This window comes from Clostridium sp. DL-VIII, assembly GCF_000230835.1.
GTDB lineage: Bacteria > Bacillota > Clostridia > Clostridiales > Clostridiaceae > Clostridium.
Genome location: NZ_CM001240.1, coordinates 3,728,236 through 3,753,390 on the forward strand (window position 1 = coordinate 3,728,236; position 25,155 = coordinate 3,753,390).

Below are 25,155 nucleotides of genomic sequence, written 5' to 3' on the forward strand. Positions count from 1 at the left end.
TCAAATATGTCTTATTCTATTTAATAATAAAAATATATCATTAGATTTATGATGATTTAAACGCCTTTTTCAAATAAATTCTTAATATTATATTTTATATTATCAAATATATTGCCCTTCTTTATATTTCTATCGCAATATATTTCTACTTCGCCTACCTTATCATTTCCTAAATAAACTTCATATTTTCCAACTACATCTCCAACTTTGTATTCTTTTTTCAATTCATCAATGACAATTTTCTTTTCAAGTTCATCATTTTGTCCTTTAGGTAGTATAACATTTAAATCATCGCATGCCTTTGCCATAAAGAACTTATCGGTTTGTTTATCCATATATACTTTATCTATATCTTCATCTTTAGAGATAAGTTTTTTTCCTTCGTATTTAGAAAAACCATAATTAAGTAATACTCCTGCATCACGGTTCCTAATTTTATAGGTTGGAGCGCCCATAATTACCGACATCATTCTAACTCCATTTCTTTTTGCAGTAGCACTAATACAATATTTAGCTTCATCTGTAAATCCTGTTTTTAATCCATCACAGCCTTCAAAAAATCTAACCAATTTATTATGATTTACAAGCTCTATTGGAGATTTCCTGCCTTCAGATATAGTTTCCATATAAGTTCCTGTATATTTTAAAACTTTTGGATGCTTTAACAATTCTTTAGACATTAGTGCTATATCTTTTGCTGTTGATAAATGTCCGTCTGCTGGTAAGCCATTACAATTTTTGAAGGTTGTATTCTTCATTCCTAATTCTTGAGCTCTTTTATTCATCATATTAACAAAATCGCCTTCTGTACCTCCAAGGTACTCGGCAAGAGCTACTGCCGCATCATTACCAGATGCTATTGCAACCCCTTTTAGTAATTCCTCAACGGTTCTTATTTCTCCAGTGTCTAAAAGCATTGTACTTCCGCCCATTTTCTTAGCATTTTCACTACAAGTCACTTTATCATCTAAATTTATTTTTCCGTTATCAACAGCCTCCATTGTAAGCAACATGGTCATTATTTTTGTTACTGATGCAGGCGCAAATTTTTCATCTGCATTCTTTTCATAAAGTATTTTTCCACTCATAGGCTCCATTAATAAAGCAGATCTTGCTTCTATATTCGTTCCATCTGACTGAGCTTTATCTTCTGGTTCAACTGCAATGGCAGACTTAATTGGTAATAATAATACAGTAAAAATAAATATCAAAGTTAAAGATAAAATCTTTTTAATATTATATTTCATTTTTCTACCTCCTTTCAAAATTTAGTGTTACCATAAAAAGAAATTATATTATAAGTAATCCTAAATTCCTCAAGGATTTGACAGGAAAATAATCTTATATTTGATCAATCTACCATTTTAATTTATACATTCCTTTAACTGATTATTTTATATATATAATTCATATCTAATGTTTTTCTCATTTCATCAGCTAAAATATCATATTGACTTTCCTTATAACTTGACATGTCAAATGTTTTTATATTATCTGCACTTAATCCTTTTTTCTTTAAAAGTGCCTCAACTATTGTTTTAGCAATTGTATCTTTATCAAATATTCCATGAATATATGTTCCATATATATTTTTATTATTTACTATATTTTTATCACTCATGGTGATTCCCATATGAATTTCGTACCCTTCAAATTCAGCTCCTGAAAGCTTGTAAAATATTCCATTAACCTCTGCAAGGTTTCCTTTAATTCTAGTTCTCGTCTTTTCCTTTGCAAATATAGTATCTGTTTCTAAAAGTCCAAGCCCTGATATTTCTCCTCCTTGTTCGACCCCATATGGATCTTTTAAGGTCAAACCTAGCATTTGATATCCACCGCATACTCCAATTAATGGCTTATCTTTAGATATATGCTTCATTATGGCTGCTTCAAAGCCAGATTCTCTAAGCCAAATTAAATCAGCTATAGTATTTTTTGTTCCTGGCAGAATAATCAGATCTGGATCTTTTAGTTCATTGAGAGATCCTACATATCTAAGAGAAACTCCATCAATGCATTCTAAAGCATTAAAATCTGTGAAATTTGATATTCTAGGCAATCTAATTACAGCAATATCAATGATAGATGGTTTATTTTTTACCGAGAATCTATCTGTAAGACTATCTTCATCATCAACATCAACATTTAAATAAGGAATAACGCCAACTACAGGTACTTTAATTGCATCTTCAAGCATTTTAAGCCCTGGCTTAAGTATTGATATATCGCCTCTGAATTTATTTATGATTGTTCCTTTTACTCTTCCTTTCTCATCATCAGATAAAAAAAGCATTGTACCCGCTAAAGATGCAAAAACTCCGCCACGATCTATATCTCCAACAATGAGTACAGGAGCGTCTACCAGCTTAGCAAGTCCCATATTTACAATGTCATCCTTATTTAAGTTTATTTCTGCTGGACTACCTGCTCCTTCTATTACAATAATATCATGCTCATTAGCTAATCCATTGAATGCTTCTAAAATATCTGGAATTAATTTAGTTTTTTGAGCATAATAATCCTTTGCGCTCATATTCCCAATGACTTTCCCATTTACAATTACCTGGGACCCTTGATCGCTTGTAGGCTTCAATAAAATAGGATTCATTCTTACATCAGGTGCAATTCCTGCCGCTTCTGCCTGCATAACCTGCGCTCTTCCCATTTCATCCCCATCATCAGTTATAAATGAATTCAAAGCCATATTTTGAGATTTAAATGGTGCGACTTTATAACCATCCTGCTTTAAAATTCTACATAAACCTGCAACTACTAAACTCTTTCCAGAGTTTGATGCTGTTCCTTGTATCATTATTGTTTTAGCCATATTTCTATCTCCTTAAGTACATTAAATAAATTTACTAGAAAAACCACCAACAAAATGAATTATTTACCTTAGAATCATTTTGTTGATGGTATTATTATATTACATTCCAATTAAATATGTTATATATTTAATTTATGAATTGCCCATTCTGCCATTTCTCTTACTTTTTCATGTTCATCCTTACATGCTTCATAAATACTATCTTTATATTGATCTTTATAATCATTTACCATTGCATTTATAGCATTAACTTTCCATTTCCAAACATCATCTTTTGGTATATACCAAAACTTAGGCTGCATTACATTTTCTAAAAACTCGTAATCCATTTTTAGAATTTTTTCTAACGAAATTTTTTCACCTAATTCCTCTAAATTCGGGAATTTTTCTTCTTCTTTCCAACGGTTCTTATTCATGGGGCAGGCATCTTGACAGGCATCACAGCCATACACCCAATCTCCTATTTCTTTTTTACATGGCTGATTTGGCATATCTCTCCCTCCAAATGTTGTAATAAATGATACACAAGCAAAAGGATTCATAGTATATGGTTCTGATAAAGATTTTGAAGGGCAATTTTTGATGCACAGATTGCATTTATCAGAACAAGGTCTTAAGTTTGGTGTTTCTTTTGCTTCTAATTCCTTATCAATAAGCCATGCTTCTAGATACACCCATGAACCATTTTCAGTATAGAAGAAATTATTTCTACGTACCATTCCTAAACCAGCTTTAAGAGCTGCCCATCTTAAAGCTGTTAATCCAAACTTTCTTTCAGTTTCTGCCCTAATTCCCATATCTTTAAGATACTTTTCGAATCTTAAACTATCTTTATAATCCTGAGATTCTTCATCTCTTCTACTATCAACTAAATAGTATTTTGCAACTCTGCCTTTTAAATGTTCTGGTATAGTATATCTGCCATATTGTCTAACACAAACAACAATAGATTTTGCCCATGGATGATTATCCTTTAACTGCTCAAAACGATAGTAATTTTGATAGAAAGGTTTTGTAACTGGAACTCTCTCAATCCTCTCATCAACTTTTTCACTATACCCTTCTATGTCTGATATCTTAATAATCCCACATTTTTCATATCCCATATCTAAAGCTGCTTCTTTTATTTGTAATGCTAATGAATTCATCTATTATATCATCCTTTCAACAGTTTTTGTTATCTCCTTTACATGCATATACATGTACTTAAACAAAATTTTTTTGTTTCAAAATCTTATTATTATTTATATGTATATGCATATAATATCATCCTTCAAATTCACTTGTCAACCTAAATCATTTTATACATACCTAAATCTTATTAACTTCCTTTTGTCAAAATAATATATTATTATTTAATTCATTTTTAAATTTATGTGTACTTATATAAAAAAGGTATACAGCCTATGATTAGCCGCATATCTTAAATATATTATTTATATAAATGCTCTTAAAAGAAAAGAACTCACAAAAAATCCATTTTGAATTTATGTGAGTTCAACTCCTTAAAGAAGCATACTACTTCTTAATTATTTAGCTATTTATTAAAACCTTTTAGAAGATCAGCAAAAGGATTATTCATGTCAGCTTCTGCTTCTTTTTTCATTTTTTTAATTATATTATTTACTTCTCTTTTATCAACTTTTCCATTACCTTCAAATCTCTTCTTAAATTGCGATGCTTTTTCTCTGAAATTACAATTGCTGCCTGGACATACGTATATGGCACCTTCTCCATGGCCTCTAAGTTCTAGCTTCTTTTTACATTCAGGACACCTTGCATTCGTCACTCTTGATACACTCTCTCTATATCCACACTCTCTATCCTGGCAAACATTCATTATTCCATTTTTTCCTTTAACCTCTAATAAATATTTACCACAATTAGGACATTTCTTTCCAGTTTTATTATCATGAACAAATTTGCTGTTTCCACCTTTAACATCTTCAACTAATGCAACTGAATAGTTTTTCATTTCTCTTATAAAAGAATTATCATCTCTTTTTCCTTTAGCTATTTCATCTAGTTGACTCTCCCATTTAGCTGTCAAAAGAGGTGATTTTAAGTCTGTTGGTACAAGGTCTATTAATTGTTTTCCCTTTGATGTAGGTATTATTTCCTTGCCCTTCTTTTCTATAACAAAAGAATTAAATAACTTTTCAATAATGTCTGCTCTAGTGGCAACTGTTCCAAGGCCACCTGTTTCACCTAAAGTTTTAGCTGCTTCTTTAGAAACATTAATGTATTTATGTGGGTTTTCCATAGCTGATAGGAGCGTAGCTTCTGTAAATCTAGCTGGTGGTTTTGTTTCACCTTTCTTTAAATTTACACTTTCTATTTTAATATCGTCCCCTTTAGATACATTAGGCAATACTTGTTCTTTAATATCTTCTTCGCTGTTATCTTCGTCTGATTTATCATAAAGCTTTTTCCAACCCTTAGCTTTAATAACTTTCCCTTTAGCTATGAGCCTTTCTCCATTAACATCCGCTTCTATTGTGGTTTGAACATATTCAAAAGGTGGAAGCATAACACTTAAAAATCTTTTAACTACTAAATCATAAATCTTTCTTTCTTCAGACGATAAAATTGATAAATTCGGTCTTTCTTCTGTTGGAATTATGGCATGGTGATCGCTAACTTTTGAATTATCTACAAAGCCTTTATGTCCATTTATCTTTCCTTTAAGCAATTCTTCTGCTGAAGTTCTGTATTCTCCTATAGATATTGCTTTTAATCTTTCTGGAATTGTAGCTACGATATCAGTAGTAACATATCTTGAGTCTGTCCTTGGATAAGTCAATATTTTATAATTTTCATAAAGTCTCTGCATTATATTTAATGTCTGTTTCGCAGAATATCCCCAGATTTTATTTGCATCTCTTTGTAGTTCGGTTAAATCATATAACGCTGGAGAAAACTTTTTCTTGTTTACTTCACTTATATCAACTATTTTTCCCTCTGAATTTTTTAATTTAGCAGCTACTTTATTAGCAAATTCTTCATCAAATATTCGTGAATTATTATCTTTATTTATCCATGATAGATTAAAACCTTTAGTTTTTCCATCTAAAGTGTAGTAAGTTTTTGGTTTAAAGTTTTTTATCTCATCTTCCTTTAATACTATCATAGCTAATGTTGGTGATTGAACCCTTCCTGCTGATAGTTGTGCATTATATTTGCAGGTTAAAGCTCTAGTGACATTAAGTCCTACAAGCCAATCTGCCTCTGCTCTGCATACTGCAGCCCTATAAAGATTTTCATAAGCTTCTCCTGGCTTTAAGTTTCTAAATCCATCTAAAATTGCTTTTTCTGTTTGTGATGAAATCCACAATCTTTTAAGTGGCTTTTTCACGCCTGATTTTTCTAAAATCCATCTAGCTACAAGCTCGCCTTCCCTCCCTGCATCTGTTGCAATTATAACTTCACTTACATCATTTCTTAATAATTGCTTTTTAACTTCATTATATTGTTTTCCTGTTTTTTTTAATACTGTAAGCTTCATATGTTTAGGAAGCATTGGAAGTGTCTCCATCTTCCATTCTTTATACTTATTATCATATCCTTCTGGGTCCATAAGACCAACCAAATGCCCCATTGCCCAAGTCACTATATATTTACTTCCTTCTATATATGAACCTTTATTTTGATTACACTTAAGAACTTTTGCCAGATCTCTTCCTACTGATGGCTTTTCAGCTAATACAAGAGTTTTACTCATTTTGTTTCTCTTCCTCTCCTTGGCACAGTTAAAATAATAATTAAACATATTATTTTAACTGTGCCTTTTTCTAACGTCAATTATATTTATTTATGTATTAATGTATCAATTATATCATATAAGTTTGCATTAAAAGCGCTATACTTTTTTAAAACATAAAGAGTTACCTAGAAAATTATTTCACGGCAACTCTTTATTATTTCAGCACCTAAAGTCATTATATAACATATTTTAATTTTCTTATTCCAGATAAGTACTTTTTTACTTCATCTTTATGTTCAAGTTTAAAAAATATTTTTCTAATTCCAATATTTGTTTTAAAAGAAAGTACATATTTCTCTCCTTGTTCCTTTAAAGAATAACTTTCAACTTTATCCCAAGGAGTTACATATGAATTAAATAAAAATCCATTCTCTGTTATACCTGTTTTATTACCGACAAATGCAAGTGGTAATATCCCAATGCACACTATAATATTTTCAATACTAAAACTAGAATTTTCAAGAGTCATTACAATAAATAGTACTAGCATAATTGGTATTATAACCTTAAATTTTTTGTTGCCGCTAATTATTAATTTACTTCGTATATCTTTTATGATGAGTATTATATCTACTGCTAATATAAAAATAAATAAAAATATAGTAGATGTATCCAAATTTATCTCTCCTTAATTATTACATATTATAAATTATTTTTTATCCATTTTCCTTTCATATACCTAACTTTAAAAGCATCTTATTATATCATATTTTGTATAAATTTTCTTTAATAATTTATTATTTTGTAAATTATTAAATTCATCTATATATTTTCGCCATTATATTATATATCCTTGTTATACAATTCTATTTATCATCTTATTGTATATATATAAATATATAATCTATTTCAATAAAAATTATTTAGATGCAAGGGAGGGATTATATGAGAAGAAAAACTTGGACAACTACTATAGATAATATAACTTATAACATAGAATTTACTACTAAATTCTTAAAGAAAGAATTATTAGTAAATTCTATTCCCATAAAACTTGAACCGTCAAAAACTTTTGGAATAACGAGAGAAACAGCCTTTAATCTTGGTAATAGAGCTGCTATTTTAGTCACTATAGACAAAGAAGCTGATATTGCCATTAATGGTATGTATTTGGGCTCAGGTATGAAATATGTAACAGTTAAATATATGCCAAATTGGAATTTTATATTTTTAGGACTAATCTTACTTATTTTTATATTTTCATACAATAGTGTATGTGCTGCTCTCTTTACTCTAATAGGATTATATTTTTTAATTAGAATAAGCATAGAACCTTCTTTTACGGCCAAGCAGCGCGTTCTTCTTTGTTTTTTTATTACCTTATCAATGCATTTGTTTTTTTGGAATGTACTATTTATTCTACTTACAATATTATAGGCAAACTAATTACTCCTTTAATTTATGTAATACTCTCTTAATAATACTGAATTTACCATTAGTAAATTTTTATTATATAGAAATACTATATACGTATAATTTAAAAGGAGATGGTTTTATGCAAAATAACAACAATAAAGATTATTCAGAATCCAACTATTTAAGAAATGGAAATAAAACTCAAAATCAGCATGCCAAAAGCAGCTTTAATACAACTATAGAAAGACCTGCAAAAAATGAGAGTGGAATAGAAGCAGACAAGAGAGGATTCTAACTAAATTTTTCAAAAATGTAAGGAGGTTTTCTTATATATATTTTATAAGAGAACCTCCCTTCATTTTTGAAGAACTAAAGAATGTATATTATTAATAAAATTATAGACGAATTTTATTAATTATATAGATTATAATCGTCTAGTAATGATAATATTTTTTTCACTGCATGTTTTGCATCTTTAGGGAGTTTGTCCATAGCTTCTTGTCTTTGTTCTTCACTGCTAAGCTGGGCAATTTGAATTACTTTTTGCTGAAGTCCTGGTACCTTGTTTAATTCAGAAACTGCCTTATTAAACCTATTAGAAAATTCAGGATCTTTCTGCATTTTCTGTTGAACTGAAACAATTAATTGGTAGGGATTCATTTATATAAGCCTCCTATAAAACCTTCTTACTTCTTAATTCATGATATTCCTAAAAACCCTAAAATGTTCAATATAAATTATTTAATATCATCTATATGTGCAATAATAAAATTACATTTCAGTGAATTTATAGGGGCTAAGAAAATATCCAAATGCAAAATGCATAAAATTAATTTCAACATATACATAATAATTAAGAGGCTTCATAATTGTTTATGAAGCCTCTTAAAATATAATTATTTATATAATGGATGTCTATCACATAAAGCTTCTACTCTAGCCTTAAGAACTGATAAATCCCCTTCTCTTTTATCTATTGCATCAGAAATAATTGAAGCTATTTCTAACATATCTTCTTTTACAAAACCTCTTGTGGTGATTGCAGCTGTACCTATTCTGATTCCAGAAGTTACAAATGGACTTCTTGTTTCGTTTGGCACTGTATTTTTATTAACAGTTATACCTACTGAGTCCAATAAGGTTTCTGCTTCTTTTCCAGTTATATCTTTGTTATTTAAATCAACTAGGAACACATGATTATCTGTTCCGCCTGAAACAATTTTAAATCCTTTTGAAATTAATGCACTTGCAAGTTCTTTACAGTTTTCAACTATATTTTTCCCATATTCTTTAAAACTTGGTTCTAAAGCTTCCTTAAAGCATACGGCTTTTGCAGCTATAATATGTTCTAATGGACCTCCTTGTATACCAGGGAATATATTTTTGTTTAAGTCTTTAGCATATTTTTCTTTACAAAGAATCAATCCCCCTCTTGGACCTCTTAGAGTCTTATGTGTTGTTGTAGTGACAAAATCACAATATGGTACTGGTGATGGATGCACTCCTGCAGCAACAAGTCCTGCAATGTGAGCCATATCTACCATAAGTAAAGCGCCAACTTCATCAGCTATTTCTTTGAATTTTGCAAAATCTATTATTCTTCCATATGCACTTGCACCAGCAACTATAAGTTTAGGCTTTGCTTCTTTAGCAATTTTTCTTACATTTTCATAATCTATCATTTCAGTTTCCTTATCAACTCCATATGATACGAAGTTAAACAATTTTCCTGAAAAGTTAACTGGTGAACCATGAGTTAAATGTCCTCCATGGCTTAAATCCATACCAAGAACAGTATCTCCTGGTTCAAGTACAGTAAAATAAACAGCCATGTTTGCCTGAGAACCTGAATGAGGCTGAACATTAGCATGTTCTGCACCAAATAGTTTCTTAGCTCTATCAATTGCTATCTGTTCTATCTCATCAACAACGTAACATCCGCCATAATATCTTTTACCTGGATATCCTTCAGCATATTTATTAGTTAAATAAGATCCCATAGCTTCCATAACAGCTGGGCTTACAATATTTTCTGATGCTATTAATTCTATACCTTTTTGTTGCCTTTTTAATTCTTTTTCAATTAGATCATAAATTTCTTTGTCTTCTTTTTGAATATTTTCAAAATTCATTTTTATCACCCCAACATAATTTTTATATTCAAATTATAAGATTTCTTACTATATTAATCAACTATTTTTTGAGTATTTATGATATTATTAGTATTATTTTTTTATTTTATATAATATTTTCACTTCTATATTTACTGTTTTAACACTTACACTGAGCATATTTATGCATATAAGTAATTTACATTAAAGAACAAAAAATTTTATTATATAAGAAATTTTTATTATATGCTATAATGCATTTGATAAAATAATTATTGGAGAAAAAACTATGGATTTAAATAAATTGCTTAAAGTATCAACGCTGGCTGGAAAAATAATGTTAGAAAGTGGTGCTGAGACTTATAGAGTTGAAGAAACAATAAGTAGAATATGCACTTCCTTTGGTGCTCATACGGCAGATAGTTTTGTAATACCAACAGGAATAATTGTTACAGTTACTTATAATGATGAAGTTGCGACACTTGTTAAAAGAATTACTTCAAGAGGTGTAGACTTAAACAAGATAGACCGTATTAATGATCTTTCTAGAAAAATTCAAAGAGAAAATATTCCTATTTATGACTTTTATGAAGAGCTTGTTAAAATATCTAACAGCACTAGATATTCATTTTTAGTTACTTTACTTTGGTCTTCTATCGCTGCTGGCTGCTTTTCAATCATGTTTGGAGGGGATATAAAAGATTTTTTTGTTGCGACCTTTATAGGTGCAGTTATTAAAATAGGAGAAATTATCTTCGGGCGGTTAGATATAAACGAATTCTTTGTAAATAGCGTTTGTGGTGGTCTATGTGCATTTTTAGCTGCTATAGCAATAAAATTTAATTTATGCTCTAATCTGGATAAAACTATTATAGGCGCGATTATGCTTCTTGTACCAGGACTTACAATTACAAATGCTATTAGAGATACTATAGCAGGTGACTTTTTATCTGGCATCACAAAAGCTTCAGAAGCTTTTTTAGTAGCTGTATCAATAGCAGTTGGAACTGGAGCTATCTTAAGTATCTTAATAACCAGCTTAGGTATTTCTATGTAACTAGTTACAATATTTCTTATAATTGTAGGAGGATTATATGATTGAACAAATTATAGTTTCAATTTTTGCATCTTTGGGATTTGGTATAATTTTTAATATAAGAGGCAAAAAATTAATTTTTGCAGCACTTGGTGGGGGCTTAAGCTGGTTTTGTTATTTATTTTTAGTTGAAAATAAAATAAGCAATATCTTATCCATGTTTATATCTTCTATAATTTTTAGTATATATTCAGAAATCTGTGCGCGATATCTAAAAACACCAGTAACAACTTTAGTTGTCTGTGCTCTTATCCCATTAGTTCCTGGGTCTGGTATGTATTATACCATGTATGAAACAATTCGAGGAAATATACATGGTGCTGTAGCTCTTGGATTAGATACAATTTATAGTGCAGGAACTTTATCATTAGGAGTAATTTTCGTATCTACAATAACAAGACAAGTTACAAATCTAAAAAAGGTTAGGCAAAAATTATTTGGAAAACAAAATAATAGCTAGTATTAAAGTTGACTTTAATACTAGCTATTATTAATTTATCTATTTATAACCCTAATCTTCTTTCAAGCTCTGAGATCCCATCTTCAACCTCTTCAATAGGCAGATTACCTTCATTTAATTCATCGTGGTCAACTTCCTTAAGTCTATTATAAAATTTCATTCCTTCAAGTATAACACTGCCATCATTATCAGTCTTTCTAAGCATATAAAATAAGGTGTCTTCAGCTTTATCAAATTTTTTAGAATACTCATATATTTTTAAGCTCTTCTTATCAATATCAAGAGAAAGTTCATAATTACTAAGTTCATCTGCTACTTCTGCTGCCTCATCTAAATATTTAGCAGTCACTTCATCATCTTCTGTATAGGCTTTATAAAAACCTTCTAGCGATTTTTCATAGTACTGAAGTTTTGCATTTTGATTATCTTCTTTATCACTTATTAATCCTTTTAGCTTCATAAGACTTCCAAAAGCTATAAATTTTTCAGCATTATATTGCATTTCCTTGCTTATAAGTGCTGCTATACTATCAAAGGAGAATACATCTACAGTCCCCATATCTAGTCCAACTAATCTTCTTAGCTGCTTATTTACTTTTTCTTTAGCTTCTTCTATATTTCCATCAAATATATCTTTATTAACTTCTTCCTTAACTAATCTTAAATTGTTTTCTATTTCTCTAACGTGATCATTCTTTATCATCTTAGTATCCACACCTCACCTTTGTCTTGCATGATTATGTTTGAAATCTAAACTCTATTTCATTTTAACCTAACTCTTATCATATTAAAAATTTACAGCTTTATATTGAATCTGTCTATAATAAATATAACTTTATTAATTTAATTAATATTTACATTTACCATGAGATTATAATAAATAATTATAAAATATTCCATACAAAATTTATATATTTATCAAAAGATCTTATACAGCACACTTTTATATATTTTTCATACAATATACTATAAAAAGAATCTCTTATAACTCAATTATACGGAGAAAACTTTGATAAACTTATGATAGTATGGAGGTATATTATGAACATTTTATGTGAAAACGAACGCGGTTATGAATATTCTGATAATCGCCCTTATTATCCATCCTGTGGCTGTGGCTGTGGATGCGGTTGTGCTCCTCAAGAACCTGGCAGAGCCATATTAAATGTTGGATGCGGCGGAATTGGACCAATGCCTATAATTTCAACACCATTATCTAGACCTATTCCTGTAGCTAGCGTATCTATAGATACTACTTGCATGTGCAATCCTAAGGTTCTTTTAACTTTTACTAGCTTAATCTGTTTACCAGCAACTGTTGCTGTAACATTAAACTTTATTATAATTAAGAGTCTTGCAGATGGAGCACCTCAACCAGTAGGTGGAACTCATACTTTCTCTGAAATAGCAAGCGTTTTGGAAGCAGAATCATTTGCTTTCCAATATTGCGATTGCAATCCAGCATGCGGAAATATAACTTATACAGTTCAGCTTGAACCAAGTAGCTTGATTGCTGAGACAGCTGGTTTAACTATAACTAACGCAACATTATCAGCTTTAGCTGTTGAAACTCTATAATAATAGTAAGTAATTATATTACAGGGAGCTCTATTTATAGAGCTTCTCTTGTTTTTATATATTATAATACTTAAGTTTTGAAACCAGCCGATGAATAAACCTTCAATTACTCATCGGTTTATTATATTATTTAGTCTTCTAAAAATCCGAGCACTTTTAATACATCAGCTCCAATTTTTCTTTCAGAGCCTTTATATGGATAGCAATGAATATGGATTGCAGGATTAAAATTAAGTTCAATTATTGCATAGTTTGAATTTTCATCAGAATAATCCTCTAACATCATGTCTACGCCGCAAATTCTAGCATTAACAGCTTTAGCTGCCTGAACAGCTATCTTTTTAAACTTTTCTGGAATATCATCAGTGTAATCTATGCTGTCTCCTCCAGTACTGATATTAGAATTTTCCCTTAAATAAACTACTTCATCTTTTTGAGGAATATAATTAAAATCTTTATTCTGCTGTCTTAAAAATAATTCTGCATTCTCATCTAATATTATTTTTTCAAGAGGAGTAACATAATGGTATCCTCGAAGAGGATCTTGATTTTTTACTTCTACAAGTTCTGAAATAGAATTTATGCCATTTCCTTTAACGTTGGCTGGAACTCTGTGAAGTATTCCTACAACTTTATCATCTATAACTAAAAAACGATATTCTTTTCCGTTTACAAATTCCTCAACAAGCACTGTATTATCATGTTTAAAAGCAATTTCAAAGGCTTTTTGTATACTTTTCTCATCTGTTCCATCTTTAAAAATGCTTATTCCTAAGCCAAAGTTAGTCGATTTAGGCTTTATTACTATTGGAATATTTACAAAATCCTTTATTACATTTAAGGCTTCATTCATAGAATTTACTTCTATTCCTTGTGGAACTTTAATTTTATTTTCTGATAATACCTTTTTAGTAACACTTTTATTTTCCATAATTAAAACTGTTACATAATTATCCTTTGAAGTTTTTGTTGCCTGCTTTACATATTCTATTTTATTCTTCTTTTTTAGAGAAATAAAATTTTCTGTCTTATCTAAAACCTCAACTTTAATACCTCTTTTAATTGCATCCTTCATTAAAATTTGAGTAGACAACTCTAATTCTTCATATCCTTGCAACTTAAATCTATTATCATAAGCGCTTTTCTTATATTTCTTTGCTAAATTCAAATGAGCATTAATATACCCTTCTTCTTTAACCTTTTGCTCAATTTTATATGCATAGGTCAATTTATTATCTTTTATTTTCTCAGTCATTAGATTTATAATTTCTTCTTTATTAAGTTTAAGTTCATTGTTTATATTTTTAATTTTTTCTAATATTTCTAATCCCCACTGTTTTTTTGAAATTGGAACTCCATCTTTCTTTAACATAATATCATTTTGACCAAGCTTTGAAATGATTCTTTGATTCTCATTTCCTTCTTCCTGCCACTTATCATAATCATTTTCATCATTTATTAACAAGAATAAATTGAATATTTGAAGAAAATATAAGTCATTTAGACTTATTCCTCCTTTTTCAAATGGATTTATATCAATGCTTCTGTACTCTAAATATTTAATTCCATCACGACTAAGTGAGCTAAAGAAATCATCTGGATCAGCTGGTTTAGGTCTTATACAGCTATATAATTCTTTGTAACTATCTATAAGTTTGTCGCTTATAAACCCTTTTAAGCTTTCGATATAACTTTCAACAGAATCATAATTCGGATATAAATCAATTTTATTCTTATAACCACATTCGCTGTTTCTATAAGATAAAGCTCCTTCATTTGAAAAACTATCTTGCGCAATTTGTGTAGATGATTTTAAGCATTTACCAACATAGCTCTTATCTACAACACCGCTCGCACCTAGTAAATATATGATAAACCATCTATAACGCAAATAATTCCTTGCTATTTTTAAATAAATGTTGTTTTTAAATTCTTTGTAATTAATATCCTGATTATCACAGTTTTCTTTAAATAAAAATTTATTAAACTTTTTGCTGTTATATAATTTTACTAAGAATTCATCACTAAAAGAAAAATTATAATGTATACCACAAATAATTTGCTTTTTACCGCCATATCTTTCAATTAAACTTTCTCTATATAATCTGGCTGCCGTCCCCTTACTGCTTTCACCATACTCTGCAATTCTAATTTTATCATCTGCAGGGACTATACCTGGCATTGATTGCGGCCATAAATACTCATCGCCAATTTCCATTGCAACAATATCATAAAGTGCATTTGAAAAATTATAGACATCTTCCACATTTGTAAAAGGTGGTGTTACAACCTCAACTTGGCTTTCTGCAAAATCTGTAGTTATATATGAATTTTCAACTTTATCACCAAATATTGCTGGATGATTTTCTTCTGATAATTCTCCAGTATCATTTACTCTTAAACTTTCTCTTTCAATTCCATAATTTCCTTTTAATAATTCATAAGGCGTAAATAATTCTTTAAGTTCGTTTAACATGAATTGTCCCCCTGTTAATATTTTCTTTTTACTTGAATTATATATAATAAATAAGCTGTAATCCCCTTAAGTATGCTTGATAGTGAGATGCTCATCCAAATACCTGTAAGTCCAAAAGGCTTAATTAAAGCTAATGCCATTGGAATACGCAAACCTGTAAATATTATACTTATAATTGAAGAGATTTTAGGCTTGCCAATTCCAGTGAATAGACCGTTTGACACGGTTTCAATAGTACTAAAAATCTGCGAAAAAGCTACTGCTTGTAAGTAAGCTTTTGCAATAACTATGGTATTTTCATCTCTGACGAATAATTTGATAAATGGAACATTAAAAAACATAAATAAAAATGCCATTATAAGCGAATATATCGCACCAATTCTTATTGCTGTATTATATCCTTCTTTTATTCTGTCATACTTTTTTGCGCCAAAATTTTGACCTGTAAAAGCCGCTATTGCACCATGCAGCCCGCCTACAACCATATAGGTAATTGATTCAATTTGTAATCCTATTTTTTGAGCTGCAATAGCATCTGAGCCGAATATCGCAATAATTCGTGCAATGAATATATTTATTATAGTAAATAAAATTCTTTGAAGTGCCATTGGAAATCCTAAAACTATTATTTCTTGTATTTTTTCATAGTATATTTTTGTTTTTAGATTATATTTAAGTATATCCGATGATTTAGACAAATATAGCAAAAACATTATAATATTAGCCAGCATTGTTGCAATTGCTGCTCCAATCACTCCAAATTTGAATACATAAATAAAAATCGGATCTAATATAATATTTGCAACCACACCTATTGAGTTAATATTAAATGGTAATTTGTTATTCCCAAAGCTTCCAAGTATTCTTGCATAAAGCAGATTATAAAAAGTAAAAAACATAGTTGGTCCACTTACAGCTAAAAATAGATAAGAGTCTCTTGCGACACTTGGATTATCAATATGCAAAAAATCTATTAGACTTCTTCCACTTAAAATCAATACAGATGCAAATAAAATCGCCATTATTGTATTTATTAAAAGTCCCGCATTAATATATTCTTTAACTTCATTATCATCTTTTTTTCCAATAGCATGAGCTACTTTTATTCCAGTACCAATAACAACTAAGGAATTTATTGAATAGCCAAGTCCCATATAAAAACTTGCAGATCCGACACTGGCAATAGCACCACTCCCAAGGCCTCCAACCCATAACATATCAACTAAATTATATGTAAATTGTAATAAAGAACTTCCCATTATAGGAACAGATAAGGTTGTCAATACTTTTAAAGTTTTTCCTTCGGTCAAATCTGTTTTCTTCATATTACCCCCTACTATTCTCTGCATTACAATGCATATTAAATTTTTTACTATCGCATATGCATTTATCTTTTTCTGTGACTAGCTTTAATAAGAATAATACCAATCGATTCGCATTATTTATATTTAATTTATATAAATTCCAAATGCCATCTTTTCTAGCTTCAACTAAACCACAATCAATTAATACTTTCATATGATGAGATAATGTAGGTTGAGTAAAATTAAAACTTTCCAATATCTCACACGCACATTTCTCTCCGCACGAAAGCAGATCTATTATATTAAGTCTATTAGGATCGCTTAAAGCCTTTAGTATTTTAGCATTTTCTTCATATTCTGTGCTCACCTTATACTCCTCTCAACATTATCCATATTTATTTCTACGTATACAGTATAGATATTCATCTATATGTAGTCAATAATTTTATTTTATTTTACTATTTTAATATCTTTACGTATATACATATATCTATTTGTTATTTTTATACAGCTACAATTAGAAATGTATTTATACTTATTATTAGAATTAAATTCAAACTTTTTTATAATAATTATATCCAGATCATTAGTATTATTTACATAAAAATAGATCTCAATCTTTCATATATAAAAAAACTTGAGGTCTATTTCTATTTTAATTTTGTTATATTTCTATTACATCGTGAAAATATCAGCATTCAACTTTATATCTTATTATTTAACTTCTCTTTTTAAAATATAATTTCCAATGAAAAATCCATATTTATTATAAAATGGTAGTGCTTCATCATTTGCATAAACAACATTGATTTCAATTTTTACTATTCCATTAGATTCAAACCATTTCAAAGCATTATTCATTAGCTTGTCTCCTAATCCAAATTTACGATATTGCTCTTTTATGAAAATAGATTCTATTTCTCCAAAAGTATCTTCAATTGAACATAAGCAATATCCAATATATTCATCTTTTTCAGTATCTAAAAGTACTTCAAGTTTAATGATCCCTTTTTGCGCCTTTTCATAAATTGATTTCATTCTTTCTTCAAAAGTAAATGTTTTGTATTTCTCTTTAAAATAAACCGATTTATTAAGATGAATTAAATTAAGTTTTTCCCATAATGGCCTTATTATATTTATTTCAGATATATCCTTTTCAATTATGTTAATATTCATTATATAACTCTCTCCTCATATATAAACCTTTATAAAATTGTATTATTAATATAATTACATGTAAATTCAATTGCTTTTTTAGTCATCCCTTCACATAAATGTGGAGGGTTATCTTTATTAAATCCCTGAGGTCTTAATTCTCTACAAAGTAAACTTCCAAAGTTACTTTGAAATTTATCTGCAAAATTGTAACAATATTCTACGATCCTTCTATTATCACATCTAAGTTTTCTACCCCAAATACCTATGAACATTAAAGCTCCTTCTACTAATCCACATTGAGCTCCAAACTTTCCTGCACCATGCATTCCAATAGCAGAATCTATTATTTGAGATTCTAATTCTATCTCATAGATACTTCCTAAAGTTTTTAATACTGTTGTAGCGCAATTTAAATCATCTTCCCAATAATATTTATTAACCCTTTCATTAATTATATCTTTGTTTATGTTCATTATGAATCCTCCAATACGACTATATTTATTATATAAATTATAATTGAAAATCATATTTCAATTATAATTAAGCAGTTATTGTTCCTTGATGGAAAATCATTTTCCACTTACCCTCAAAGCACTTCCATACAGAACTACGCAGTGAATACTTTTTGTTTTCATTTAATTCACTATGCTTTATTAATCTATATGTTGCTAATACACAGTCATTACTAAGTTGATCTATTTTAAAGTCTGTTATCTCCCAATACATATCTTGTACATTAATATATTCATCTATTGCTTGTCCTATATTGTAATTATATATATATCCTGAACTTGTAAACTCTGTAAATCCATCTATTAACAATTCACTTGTCTTTTCTGCAGATTGTCTTATCTCAGGTTTTAATAAATCATTTTCAAGTTTTAATATATGATTTTTAAGCAATTCCATTTATTATCTCCACCTTAGTAAATATTTTTTCTTATAAAAATTAAAAGTAAAATTTTCTGCATTAATTAAAAATACTTAAATTTTCCCCTTACTCCTCTCAATGCGCATGTTTTCTATAAATATTTATATATTTACATATTTTTATATATTTATATGTTTCTTTATATGTATGTTCCTAGATAAATATATTTCTATAAACAAATTTACATAGAAATATTTAAAAATATTTTTAAATGTTCATAGTTTTATATGAACCTATAAAAATATACAATCATTAATAAACATCCTTATTTGTTCCTTAGTCTTTGTCCAATAAATCATATATTGTCCAGTTTCTTCATCACAACCATATTCACAAATATCATCATAATCTATTTCTTTTATTAGTCTAATGGTTAATCTTTATGTTTTAATCATCATATTCACGTTCCAAGTACATATAATTTATCCATATTATTATCTGCAAAATTAGAATTTGTTTATTATAACTAACAGCTTATAATTTGATATTTTTTAAAGCTTCTCTGTATAAATCTGCTGTTTCTTGATAATCAGTTAAAATTCCCTCTTCTCTCACAAAGTTTTGATAGCCTATTTTTTCTCCCTTTAACCTCGGAAAAAGTTGAAAATGCAAATGATTTCTTTTACCATCACATATAGTACACATATATACTTTTTTTGCACCTAAAATATCTTTATGTAATTTTATAATAACATCAGATATTTTTAATATGTGTATTCCCAAGTCAAGTGGCATTTCAGAAATATCTTCATAATGTTCTTTTGAAACTATAATTGTTTGTCCCGTTGCTCTTGGAAATTTTTCAAATTGACATCGTACTAATTCATCTTCATAAATAATTAAACCTTCATCTGGAAATATATCACCAGTAATAAAATTTTGACATGAAAAGCATATTCCTTTTTCTTGGAATTCTTTTATTTTTTCTCTTCTTTGTTTCAATAATAATTCATCATTTTCATCTAACTTTTTTACGTACATATCGATCCCTCATTTATACATATTATTTATATAGCTCCTACTTTAAATTAAAATTCATTAAATCGCATATATGTTATACTTTTTTATACTTATACATAATAGTTGAACCATCATCTTCATTAAATACTGGTGGATATGTCCTATACTCATAACCAAGCTTATAATAAAATTTATGAGAACTTTTGGAAGATGGAATTTCAATTAAATTGCTGTCAATACACCATTCATCAAGTTCAAGATGATGTACAAGGTCTCTTCCAATACCTTTCCACCTATAATCTGGATTGACAAATATAGCAGTAAAATAACTTTGTTTTTCTTGACTATAATCTCTACTTACTCCTCCACAAGCAATAATCTTATTATCATACCAAACTTCATAATAATGCTTTGTTTCAATAATGTTTTTTAGCCAATTTGTAGTAAATCTGCCTAAATATTTTTCAAATTCATTCTCATTATAATCTATATAGTTTACTTCTTTCATGCACCTATGTATAATTCCTAATATAATATCAACATTTTGTATATCCGCTCTTTTATATACCAATTTGCTTAATTCCATAATATTCTCCTTATTAACTTTCCACTTTATTCTTTAATTTCATTTAAACTAATACCAATTTGCTTTGGTTCCTTCTTTCCACTTACTCCTAAAGGTAGTTCTTTATTTGCTGAAATATAGTGCATTAAACTCATAAGACACCTCTTTTATCTATTTAATTAATTGATTTTGGGGATACATCCAATACCTAAAATTATGAACTTATTAATTTTTATATTTCTTACTTGTATTTTCTAACTAATCCAATATCTCCGTATTTAGGAATATTACTAATTATTGATAAATTATTTTAATTTGGCATTACAATTAGAACAATAATTAATATATTTCATTGGTTGTCTTGTTGGTAAAGACTTCTTACACACTGGACATCTTCATGCAATGCGCTTAACAATAATCCCACCTATAAAAAAATTGATTGAATTATTATATTCCCTGAAATAAATGAATGAATTATACCATACATAATAAAAATATAAATGCTCCTATTCCACACATAAATCTAATTCGTAAATATTTATTTTTAAAATAGAACCACCTTTATTTAATTTATATCAATTAACTACTTTACATAGGTTATTTCCATATTATACGTAATACTTTACATGTAAAAAAGGCAATTACCTGCAATAATTGCTACAATTATAATCTTAAAAATATTATCGCTTAACAACATTTTATTATATAAGTGCAATAATATAGTTACATTGCAGAAGTATAAACAAACTCAAATGCAAAATATGTATTGAAATGTCTTTAATGCAACTTATATAGTTAGAAATAAACTAATCATTGAACCCAAAAAGCCACCAACAGCCCCTCTATTCCTCCAATAGTTCTTTCTTTTCCTTCTTTCAAATCCTGTCATTCCTTTCTATATATAAATTTGACTCCTTATTCTATTATATATTCCATTGACGTAAACCTAATTCCGTCTACTGTTTGTTCAGTATTTATATCTTTAAAACCAAGATGATGATATATTTCCACTGCATATGGAGATGAGTTCACTGTAATACTCTTAATGCTTTCATTAGCTTTACAATATTCAATTAATGTTTGAAACAATTTCTTTGCTATACCTTTACTTTGATACTCTTCCTTTACAAAAAGCATAGAAATATGGTTATTATCTCTTATTGCAATGACTCCTTTCAAATCATCTGAAATAAAGCAGCCCCAAAGCATCATTTGTCCATTATCAAACTTTTGGGTTATTTGTTCATAACGAATAAAATCCTTGAACGTGTTAACACCTTGTTCAGAATAATCTGGGGCTTCAAATTCTTGAAAAACACTCCATATTAATTCGAGAGCATTTTTTATATGACTTTTTTGTAATTGAGCTATCTCCATGTTATTCATCCTTCCCTTATAAAAATAAGACACTATTTCTTCAATTTTGTTTACTTTTCAAAAATATAATATCTCCAAAAACAATGTATAGCGATAAAACTAAGCAGATAGTTAAATCTTTGATTAATTCTATATTAAAAGATTTAAATAGACTGCCATAAACATTATTTAATGCTCCGAATAAAATAAACAAAATAATAACTCTAAATAATCGCTTTTTTATTTTAACCAATTTCATTCTCCTTAAATTGTAAACAATAACCACTGGAATATATAAAATGATGAAAAAAACTAAAAATAAATATCCTTTTAGAAAATTAAGAGCAACATTACTATCTATATTTTTAAAAACAATAATCGAGGACACTATCGTTCCTATTAAAATTAAAACACAAAGAAACCTTGTAAAAAGCAAAACTTTATCTTTTTTCATAATATAATTTTACTAATCCCGCTCCATTTCATTCTTAATTATAGCACATTTGGTAATATATCCTATTAATAGTGCATAATACTTCCTTTATTTTACTTATCTATTTCTAAACTCATAACTTGTCCAATTGATGATATTATGTAATGCTACCGAATATTAATTTTTGAACCTTGTCAATTAATTTGGGTTGAATAAGTGGATATGTCCATTCTGTAGGCAGGTTTTCAAATAAGCATACTTTTTCTATTTCTGATTTTGGCAAATTTTCAAATGCCTTAATATCTGCATAGTATAGCATTCCATAACTTTCTTGGCCGCTATCATTAACCCTTGTTTTTCCAATAACTGAATATACACAAATTTCTTTTATCTCATATTCACACGCTCCTGTTTCTTCAAATAATTCTCTTTTAGCTGTATCAAGAATTGCTTCATTTTCTTCTCTGTGACCACCTGGAACTTCGTATTTATTACGTTCTCTATGTTTACAAAAAACCCATTTACCATTGTGTTTCGCGACAATAACAGCAAATTTCAGTAAACTATCATCAATGCTATTATAAAATTTTACTTCAATACTAAAGTTAACCTTCAATTAATACTCTTCTCCTTCATCACCTATAACTTGACCATCTAATTCATATGCGATTTTTCTTAACTTTTCTATTCCATCATCACTAATATAGCTTGAACTTATTTTTCCTCTATTATAGTTCCACCAAACATCAAATTCTTTCTTCTTCCAAAGTATATATGTCCCAGGTATACTTATTGTATTTCCATCAGGCGTTCTAATTTTCATCTCCTCTTTTAACTCTAATTCCGAGTATTGCTCCACCAACTTCTCAACTTCATCAAATTCTATTAAATTATCTTTTTCTAATGTAATCTCTATATATACTTATTATTTCTATAAAATAAACACCTTATCCATTATTATTATTTTCTTCCTGTCATCAAAAATAATGAATATTTCACTTTTATCTCTTCCACAACTTTTTCATCTTCATAAAAAGTAGTAGACTCTACTCCCTTAAATCCTGCTTTTAATAATACATTTTTCAGATCATTCTGATTAAATCCATTATGCCCATTAAAATCCTTTTCTTCTTTATGGAAACTTCCATCTTCTTCATCTAAATCAATAATACATAAATAACCATCTGACTTTAGTAATTTATATAAATTCTTTATCGTTGCTTCTGTATCAATAATATGATGTAAAGCCATAGACGTATATATTACATCATAGCTATCCCCTGACAAAGTATGATTTTCATTTATATCTATTTGATACGCCTTCATATTATCTATTTCAAATGATTCTATCTTAGAGTTCAATACATCAATCATACCTTTTGACGTATCAACAAGAGTTATCATTTCAAATTTATCATTAAGACAAAAGCTTATAAGTCCTGTTCCACAACCGAATTCGAGTGCAGTATACTGCTTTTTTATTTGAATTGATTTACTTATTTCTTCTGCAATTAATTTAGCTCTGCTCTTTCTTCTTTCATCATCCCATGTTATAGACTGTATATCAAAATTCATAATGCTAACTCCTCTTTTTTTAATTCATTATTCTACATCATTTTTTATTCTTTTTCCACCAAAGGCTGAAATTGTCCTTGTTCCTGCAATATAACTTCCACCTTGTAAAGTTCCTTTAGGAATAAATATCTCGTCACCTGGGTTTAATACAATTTCTTTTCCATCAATAATTGCTGTATACTGACCTGAAACAACAACCGTATATTCATCAAATTCATGCTTATGTTCTTTAGAAACCCTATCAGAATAGCATGTCCAAAAAGCCATTTGACTACCATCTGCACCTTCAAAATAATATCCATCAATGTCTTCTGTATTTTGCTGACTGCTACTAATATGATTCTTTTCATTTTTCATAAACTCTGGGAAATCTCTCAACTTTAATCGCCTCCATAAAATTTTGTTTAAATTTCTTTAAAATATTATACATTCTCCCTATTTATTCATATAATTACTCTATACCTTCTTTGTCATCAAACATACAGTAAAAGGTAAGTGTTCGTATATTTTTGTTTCTTTTTCGATAAAACCATATTCTATATACCATTCTTTTAAAACTTTATTTTCATCTATTATTCCTATTGATATTTCCTTTCCTTCTCTTTTATTTACTTTATAAAAGGCAAAATCCAATAAACTTTTTCCTATACCAAGATGTCTTTTTTCAGGTAATACAGCTAATCTCTCAATATAATAGATTTCTTTACTACTGCTTGACCTCTGAATTCCTACACATCCAACAGCTTCATTATTTTCATATTTTATATATAATTCCATTCCCTTTTCTATTGATTTCTGTAAATTTTCATATGTTATAAATGCAGGGTTTGTAGATGCGTTTTTTATAGTTAATCCAAAGTCATCTGCTACAGTTATAAATGAATTTCTAATTATTTCTTGGCATTTTATAATTTCCACATCAGTTTCTACTTTCTTTATCACGTTAATCCCCCTTAAATACTTTTCAAATTAAAGTCACCCAAAAATATTATTGCTCCATTTTATTTCTCTCAGTCATCGAAATGCCATCAAATCCCCATCCATCTGGGTTCAATTCATCAATAATGAAATAATTTGTTACTGCACTGCTACCTAATACTTTTATTATTAATTCTTTTGTAGCTTTCATCATTCTATCCATTTCATCTGGATTAGTAGTTCCCTTTGATACTTTTATATTAACAAAAGTAACTATATTCTTCTCGA

General features: G+C 28.6%; 29 protein-coding genes. 5 read left to right on the plus strand and 24 right to left on the minus strand.

Annotation, left to right across the window (positions count from 1 at the left end; genetic code table 11):
* Window positions 1-56: 56 nt before the first annotated feature.
* The 5 genes from CDLVIII_RS17255 to CDLVIII_RS17275 all read right to left on the minus strand — a co-directional run bounded on the left by CDLVIII_RS17255 (window position 57) and on the right by CDLVIII_RS17275 (window position 7,206).
* Entirely contained in the window at window positions 57-1,247 is a 1,191-nt protein-coding gene (locus tag CDLVIII_RS17255; RefSeq protein WP_009170741.1) for a D-alanyl-D-alanine carboxypeptidase family protein, read from the minus strand.
* Window positions 1,248-1,381: 134 nt separating this feature from the next.
* Window positions 1,382-2,827, minus strand: a complete 1,446-nt coding sequence (locus CDLVIII_RS17260) for a cobyric acid synthase (RefSeq protein WP_009170742.1) — start codon at window positions 2,825-2,827, stop codon at window positions 1,382-1,384.
* Window positions 2,828-2,946: 119 nt separating this feature from the next.
* Window positions 2,947-3,975, minus strand: coding sequence for a 4Fe-4S double cluster binding domain-containing protein (locus CDLVIII_RS17265; protein ID WP_009170743.1), 1,029 nt, complete (start codon window positions 3,973-3,975; stop codon window positions 2,947-2,949).
* A 389-nt stretch (window positions 3,976-4,364) separates the two neighbouring features.
* Complete coding sequence (locus CDLVIII_RS17270) at window positions 4,365-6,548, minus strand: DNA topoisomerase III (RefSeq protein ID WP_009170744.1); 2,184 nt, start codon at window positions 6,546-6,548, stop codon at window positions 4,365-4,367.
* A gap of 217 nt (window positions 6,549-6,765) precedes the next feature.
* Entirely contained in the window at window positions 6,766-7,206 is a 441-nt protein-coding gene (locus CDLVIII_RS17275; protein ID WP_009170745.1) for a DUF5673 domain-containing protein, read from the minus strand.
* Window positions 7,207-7,475: 269 nt separating this feature from the next.
* On the opposite strand from CDLVIII_RS17275, the gene CDLVIII_RS17280 reads away from it, so the two are divergent.
* Window positions 7,476-7,967, plus strand: a complete 492-nt coding sequence (locus CDLVIII_RS17280; RefSeq protein ID WP_009170746.1) for a hypothetical protein — start codon at window positions 7,476-7,478, stop codon at window positions 7,965-7,967.
* Between the two features lie 118 nt (window positions 7,968-8,085).
* Window positions 8,086-8,241: a hypothetical protein gene (locus CDLVIII_RS31425; RefSeq protein WP_009170747.1), complete on the plus strand. Its 156-nt coding sequence runs from the start codon at window positions 8,086-8,088 to the stop codon at window positions 8,239-8,241.
* Window positions 8,242-8,357: 116 nt separating this feature from the next.
* Here the strand turns inward: CDLVIII_RS31425 and CDLVIII_RS17285 are convergent, their stop codons facing one another.
* Window positions 8,358-8,606 carry a hypothetical protein gene (locus tag CDLVIII_RS17285; protein WP_009170748.1) on the minus strand — a complete coding sequence of 83 codons (249 nt, stop codon included), beginning with the start codon at window positions 8,604-8,606 and terminating at the stop codon, window positions 8,358-8,360.
* Between the two features lie 236 nt (window positions 8,607-8,842).
* Window positions 8,843-10,078, minus strand: coding sequence for a serine hydroxymethyltransferase (glyA, locus tag CDLVIII_RS17290; RefSeq protein WP_009170749.1), 1,236 nt, complete (start codon window positions 10,076-10,078; stop codon window positions 8,843-8,845).
* Window positions 10,079-10,346: 268 nt separating this feature from the next.
* Between glyA and CDLVIII_RS17295 the strand changes: the two genes are divergently transcribed.
* A complete protein-coding gene (locus CDLVIII_RS17295) occupies window positions 10,347-11,114 on the plus strand; it encodes a threonine/serine exporter family protein (protein WP_009170750.1) in 768 nt (255 codons plus the stop codon).
* Window positions 11,115-11,151: 37 nt separating this feature from the next.
* Window positions 11,152-11,613: a threonine/serine exporter family protein gene (locus tag CDLVIII_RS17300; RefSeq protein WP_009170751.1), complete on the plus strand. Its 462-nt coding sequence runs from the start codon at window positions 11,152-11,154 to the stop codon at window positions 11,611-11,613.
* 43 nt (window positions 11,614-11,656) lie between these two features.
* Here the strand turns inward: CDLVIII_RS17300 and CDLVIII_RS17305 are convergent, their stop codons facing one another.
* Window positions 11,657-12,316 carry a DUF6483 family protein gene (locus CDLVIII_RS17305; RefSeq protein WP_009170752.1) on the minus strand — a complete coding sequence of 220 codons (660 nt, stop codon included), beginning with the start codon at window positions 12,314-12,316 and terminating at the stop codon, window positions 11,657-11,659.
* Between the two features lie 338 nt (window positions 12,317-12,654).
* Between CDLVIII_RS17305 and CDLVIII_RS17310 the strand changes: the two genes are divergently transcribed.
* Window positions 12,655-13,191 (plus strand): DUF4489 domain-containing protein, encoded by a 537-nt coding sequence (locus tag CDLVIII_RS17310; RefSeq protein ID WP_009170753.1) that lies wholly within the window; start codon window positions 12,655-12,657, stop codon window positions 13,189-13,191.
* A 130-nt stretch (window positions 13,192-13,321) separates the two neighbouring features.
* Here CDLVIII_RS17310 and gshAB read toward each other — a convergent pair whose 3' ends face one another.
* From gshAB to CDLVIII_RS30045, 16 genes are all read right to left on the minus strand, one after another.
* Entirely contained in the window at window positions 13,322-15,667 is a 2,346-nt protein-coding gene (gene gshAB, locus CDLVIII_RS17315; protein ID WP_009170754.1) for a bifunctional glutamate--cysteine ligase GshA/glutathione synthetase GshB, read from the minus strand.
* Window positions 15,668-15,681: 14 nt separating this feature from the next.
* On the minus strand, window positions 15,682-16,992 hold the full coding sequence (locus tag CDLVIII_RS17320) for an MATE family efflux transporter (RefSeq protein WP_009170755.1): 1,311 nt from the start codon (window positions 16,990-16,992) through the stop codon (window positions 15,682-15,684).
* Window position 16,993: 1 nt separating this feature from the next.
* On the minus strand, window positions 16,994-17,338 hold the full coding sequence (locus CDLVIII_RS17325; protein ID WP_009170756.1) for a metalloregulator ArsR/SmtB family transcription factor: 345 nt from the start codon (window positions 17,336-17,338) through the stop codon (window positions 16,994-16,996).
* 347 nt (window positions 17,339-17,685) lie between these two features.
* A complete protein-coding gene (locus CDLVIII_RS17330) occupies window positions 17,686-18,147 on the minus strand; it encodes a GNAT family N-acetyltransferase (RefSeq protein ID WP_009170757.1) in 462 nt (153 codons plus the stop codon).
* A gap of 29 nt (window positions 18,148-18,176) precedes the next feature.
* A complete protein-coding gene (locus tag CDLVIII_RS17335; RefSeq protein ID WP_009170758.1) occupies window positions 18,177-18,602 on the minus strand; it encodes a C-GCAxxG-C-C family protein in 426 nt (141 codons plus the stop codon).
* Window positions 18,603-18,669: 67 nt separating this feature from the next.
* Window positions 18,670-19,038, minus strand: a complete 369-nt coding sequence (locus CDLVIII_RS17340) for a DUF4440 domain-containing protein (RefSeq protein WP_009170759.1) — start codon at window positions 19,036-19,038, stop codon at window positions 18,670-18,672.
* 496 nt (window positions 19,039-19,534) lie between these two features.
* Window positions 19,535-20,041 (minus strand): HIT family protein, encoded by a 507-nt coding sequence (locus CDLVIII_RS17345; protein WP_009170760.1) that lies wholly within the window; start codon window positions 20,039-20,041, stop codon window positions 19,535-19,537.
* A gap of 73 nt (window positions 20,042-20,114) precedes the next feature.
* A complete protein-coding gene (locus CDLVIII_RS17350) occupies window positions 20,115-20,606 on the minus strand; it encodes a GNAT family N-acetyltransferase (protein WP_009170761.1) in 492 nt (163 codons plus the stop codon).
* Between the two features lie 894 nt (window positions 20,607-21,500).
* Window positions 21,501-21,962 (minus strand): GNAT family N-acetyltransferase, encoded by a 462-nt coding sequence (locus CDLVIII_RS17355; protein WP_009170763.1) that lies wholly within the window; start codon window positions 21,960-21,962, stop codon window positions 21,501-21,503.
* A gap of 40 nt (window positions 21,963-22,002) precedes the next feature.
* Window positions 22,003-22,395, minus strand: coding sequence for a hypothetical protein (locus CDLVIII_RS17360; protein WP_009170764.1), 393 nt, complete (start codon window positions 22,393-22,395; stop codon window positions 22,003-22,005).
* 136 nt (window positions 22,396-22,531) lie between these two features.
* Window positions 22,532-22,972, minus strand: coding sequence for an NUDIX domain-containing protein (locus CDLVIII_RS17365; RefSeq protein WP_035302401.1), 441 nt, complete (start codon window positions 22,970-22,972; stop codon window positions 22,532-22,534).
* Between the two features lie 18 nt (window positions 22,973-22,990).
* The gene (locus tag CDLVIII_RS17370) at window positions 22,991-23,233 is read right to left on the minus strand and encodes a hypothetical protein (RefSeq protein ID WP_009170766.1); all 243 of its coding nucleotides are present in this window, start codon (window positions 23,231-23,233) and stop codon (window positions 22,991-22,993) included.
* Between the two features lie 101 nt (window positions 23,234-23,334).
* Complete coding sequence (locus CDLVIII_RS17375; protein ID WP_009170767.1) at window positions 23,335-23,949, minus strand: class I SAM-dependent methyltransferase; 615 nt, start codon at window positions 23,947-23,949, stop codon at window positions 23,335-23,337.
* A 27-nt stretch (window positions 23,950-23,976) separates the two neighbouring features.
* The gene (locus CDLVIII_RS17380; RefSeq protein WP_009170768.1) at window positions 23,977-24,327 is read right to left on the minus strand and encodes a cupin domain-containing protein; all 351 of its coding nucleotides are present in this window, start codon (window positions 24,325-24,327) and stop codon (window positions 23,977-23,979) included.
* A gap of 78 nt (window positions 24,328-24,405) precedes the next feature.
* Window positions 24,406-24,891: a GNAT family N-acetyltransferase gene (locus tag CDLVIII_RS17385; RefSeq protein WP_009170769.1), complete on the minus strand. Its 486-nt coding sequence runs from the start codon at window positions 24,889-24,891 to the stop codon at window positions 24,406-24,408.
* Between the two features lie 46 nt (window positions 24,892-24,937).
* Window positions 24,938-25,090 (minus strand): hypothetical protein, encoded by a 153-nt coding sequence (locus CDLVIII_RS30045; protein ID WP_083825362.1) that lies wholly within the window; start codon window positions 25,088-25,090, stop codon window positions 24,938-24,940.
* Window positions 25,091-25,155 lie beyond the last annotated feature (65 nt).

Excerpts from the sequence above, each read along its gene's own strand:
- CDLVIII_RS17255 (WP_009170741.1), bottom strand. The coding sequence starts at position 1,247 with ATGAAATATAATATTAAAAAGATTTTATCTTTAACTTTGATATTTATT.
- CDLVIII_RS17260 (WP_009170742.1), bottom strand. The coding sequence starts at position 2,827 with ATGGCTAAAACAATAATGATACAAGGAACAGCATCAAACTCTGGAAAG.
- CDLVIII_RS17265 (WP_009170743.1), bottom strand. The coding sequence starts at position 3,975 with ATGAATTCATTAGCATTACAAATAAAAGAAGCAGCTTTAGATATGGGA.
- CDLVIII_RS17270 (WP_009170744.1), bottom strand. The coding sequence starts at position 6,548 with ATGAGTAAAACTCTTGTATTAGCTGAAAAGCCATCAGTAGGAAGAGAT.
- CDLVIII_RS17280 (WP_009170746.1), top strand. The coding sequence starts at position 7,476 with ATGAGAAGAAAAACTTGGACAACTACTATAGATAATATAACTTATAAC.
- CDLVIII_RS31425 (WP_009170747.1), top strand. The coding sequence starts at position 8,086 with ATGCAAAATAACAACAATAAAGATTATTCAGAATCCAACTATTTAAGA.
- CDLVIII_RS17285 (WP_009170748.1), bottom strand. The coding sequence starts at position 8,606 with ATGAATCCCTACCAATTAATTGTTTCAGTTCAACAGAAAATGCAGAAA.
- glyA (WP_009170749.1), bottom strand. The coding sequence starts at position 10,078 with ATGAATTTTGAAAATATTCAAAAAGAAGACAAAGAAATTTATGATCTA.
- CDLVIII_RS17295 (WP_009170750.1), top strand. The coding sequence starts at position 10,347 with ATGGATTTAAATAAATTGCTTAAAGTATCAACGCTGGCTGGAAAAATA.
- CDLVIII_RS17300 (WP_009170751.1), top strand. The coding sequence starts at position 11,152 with ATGATTGAACAAATTATAGTTTCAATTTTTGCATCTTTGGGATTTGGT.
- CDLVIII_RS17305 (WP_009170752.1), bottom strand. The coding sequence starts at position 12,316 with ATGATAAAGAATGATCACGTTAGAGAAATAGAAAACAATTTAAGATTA.
- CDLVIII_RS17310 (WP_009170753.1), top strand. The coding sequence starts at position 12,655 with ATGAACATTTTATGTGAAAACGAACGCGGTTATGAATATTCTGATAAT.
- gshAB (WP_009170754.1), bottom strand. The coding sequence starts at position 15,667 with ATGTTAAACGAACTTAAAGAATTATTTACGCCTTATGAATTATTAAAA.
- CDLVIII_RS17320 (WP_009170755.1), bottom strand. The coding sequence starts at position 16,992 with ATGAAGAAAACAGATTTGACCGAAGGAAAAACTTTAAAAGTATTGACA.
- CDLVIII_RS17330 (WP_009170757.1), bottom strand. The coding sequence starts at position 18,147 with ATGAATATTAACATAATTGAAAAGGATATATCTGAAATAAATATAATA.
- CDLVIII_RS17335 (WP_009170758.1), bottom strand. The coding sequence starts at position 18,602 with ATGAACATAAACAAAGATATAATTAATGAAAGGGTTAATAAATATTAT.
- CDLVIII_RS17340 (WP_009170759.1), bottom strand. The coding sequence starts at position 19,038 with ATGGAATTGCTTAAAAATCATATATTAAAACTTGAAAATGATTTATTA.
- CDLVIII_RS17345 (WP_009170760.1), bottom strand. The coding sequence starts at position 20,041 with ATGTACGTAAAAAAGTTAGATGAAAATGATGAATTATTATTGAAACAA.
- CDLVIII_RS17350 (WP_009170761.1), bottom strand. The coding sequence starts at position 20,606 with ATGGAATTAAGCAAATTGGTATATAAAAGAGCGGATATACAAAATGTT.
- CDLVIII_RS17355 (WP_009170763.1), bottom strand. The coding sequence starts at position 21,962 with ATGGAGATAGCTCAATTACAAAAAAGTCATATAAAAAATGCTCTCGAA.
- CDLVIII_RS17360 (WP_009170764.1), bottom strand. The coding sequence starts at position 22,395 with ATGAAAAAAGATAAAGTTTTGCTTTTTACAAGGTTTCTTTGTGTTTTA.
- CDLVIII_RS17375 (WP_009170767.1), bottom strand. The coding sequence starts at position 23,949 with ATGAATTTTGATATACAGTCTATAACATGGGATGATGAAAGAAGAAAG.
- CDLVIII_RS30045 (WP_083825362.1), bottom strand. The coding sequence starts at position 25,090 with ATGGATAGAATGATGAAAGCTACAAAAGAATTAATAATAAAAGTATTA.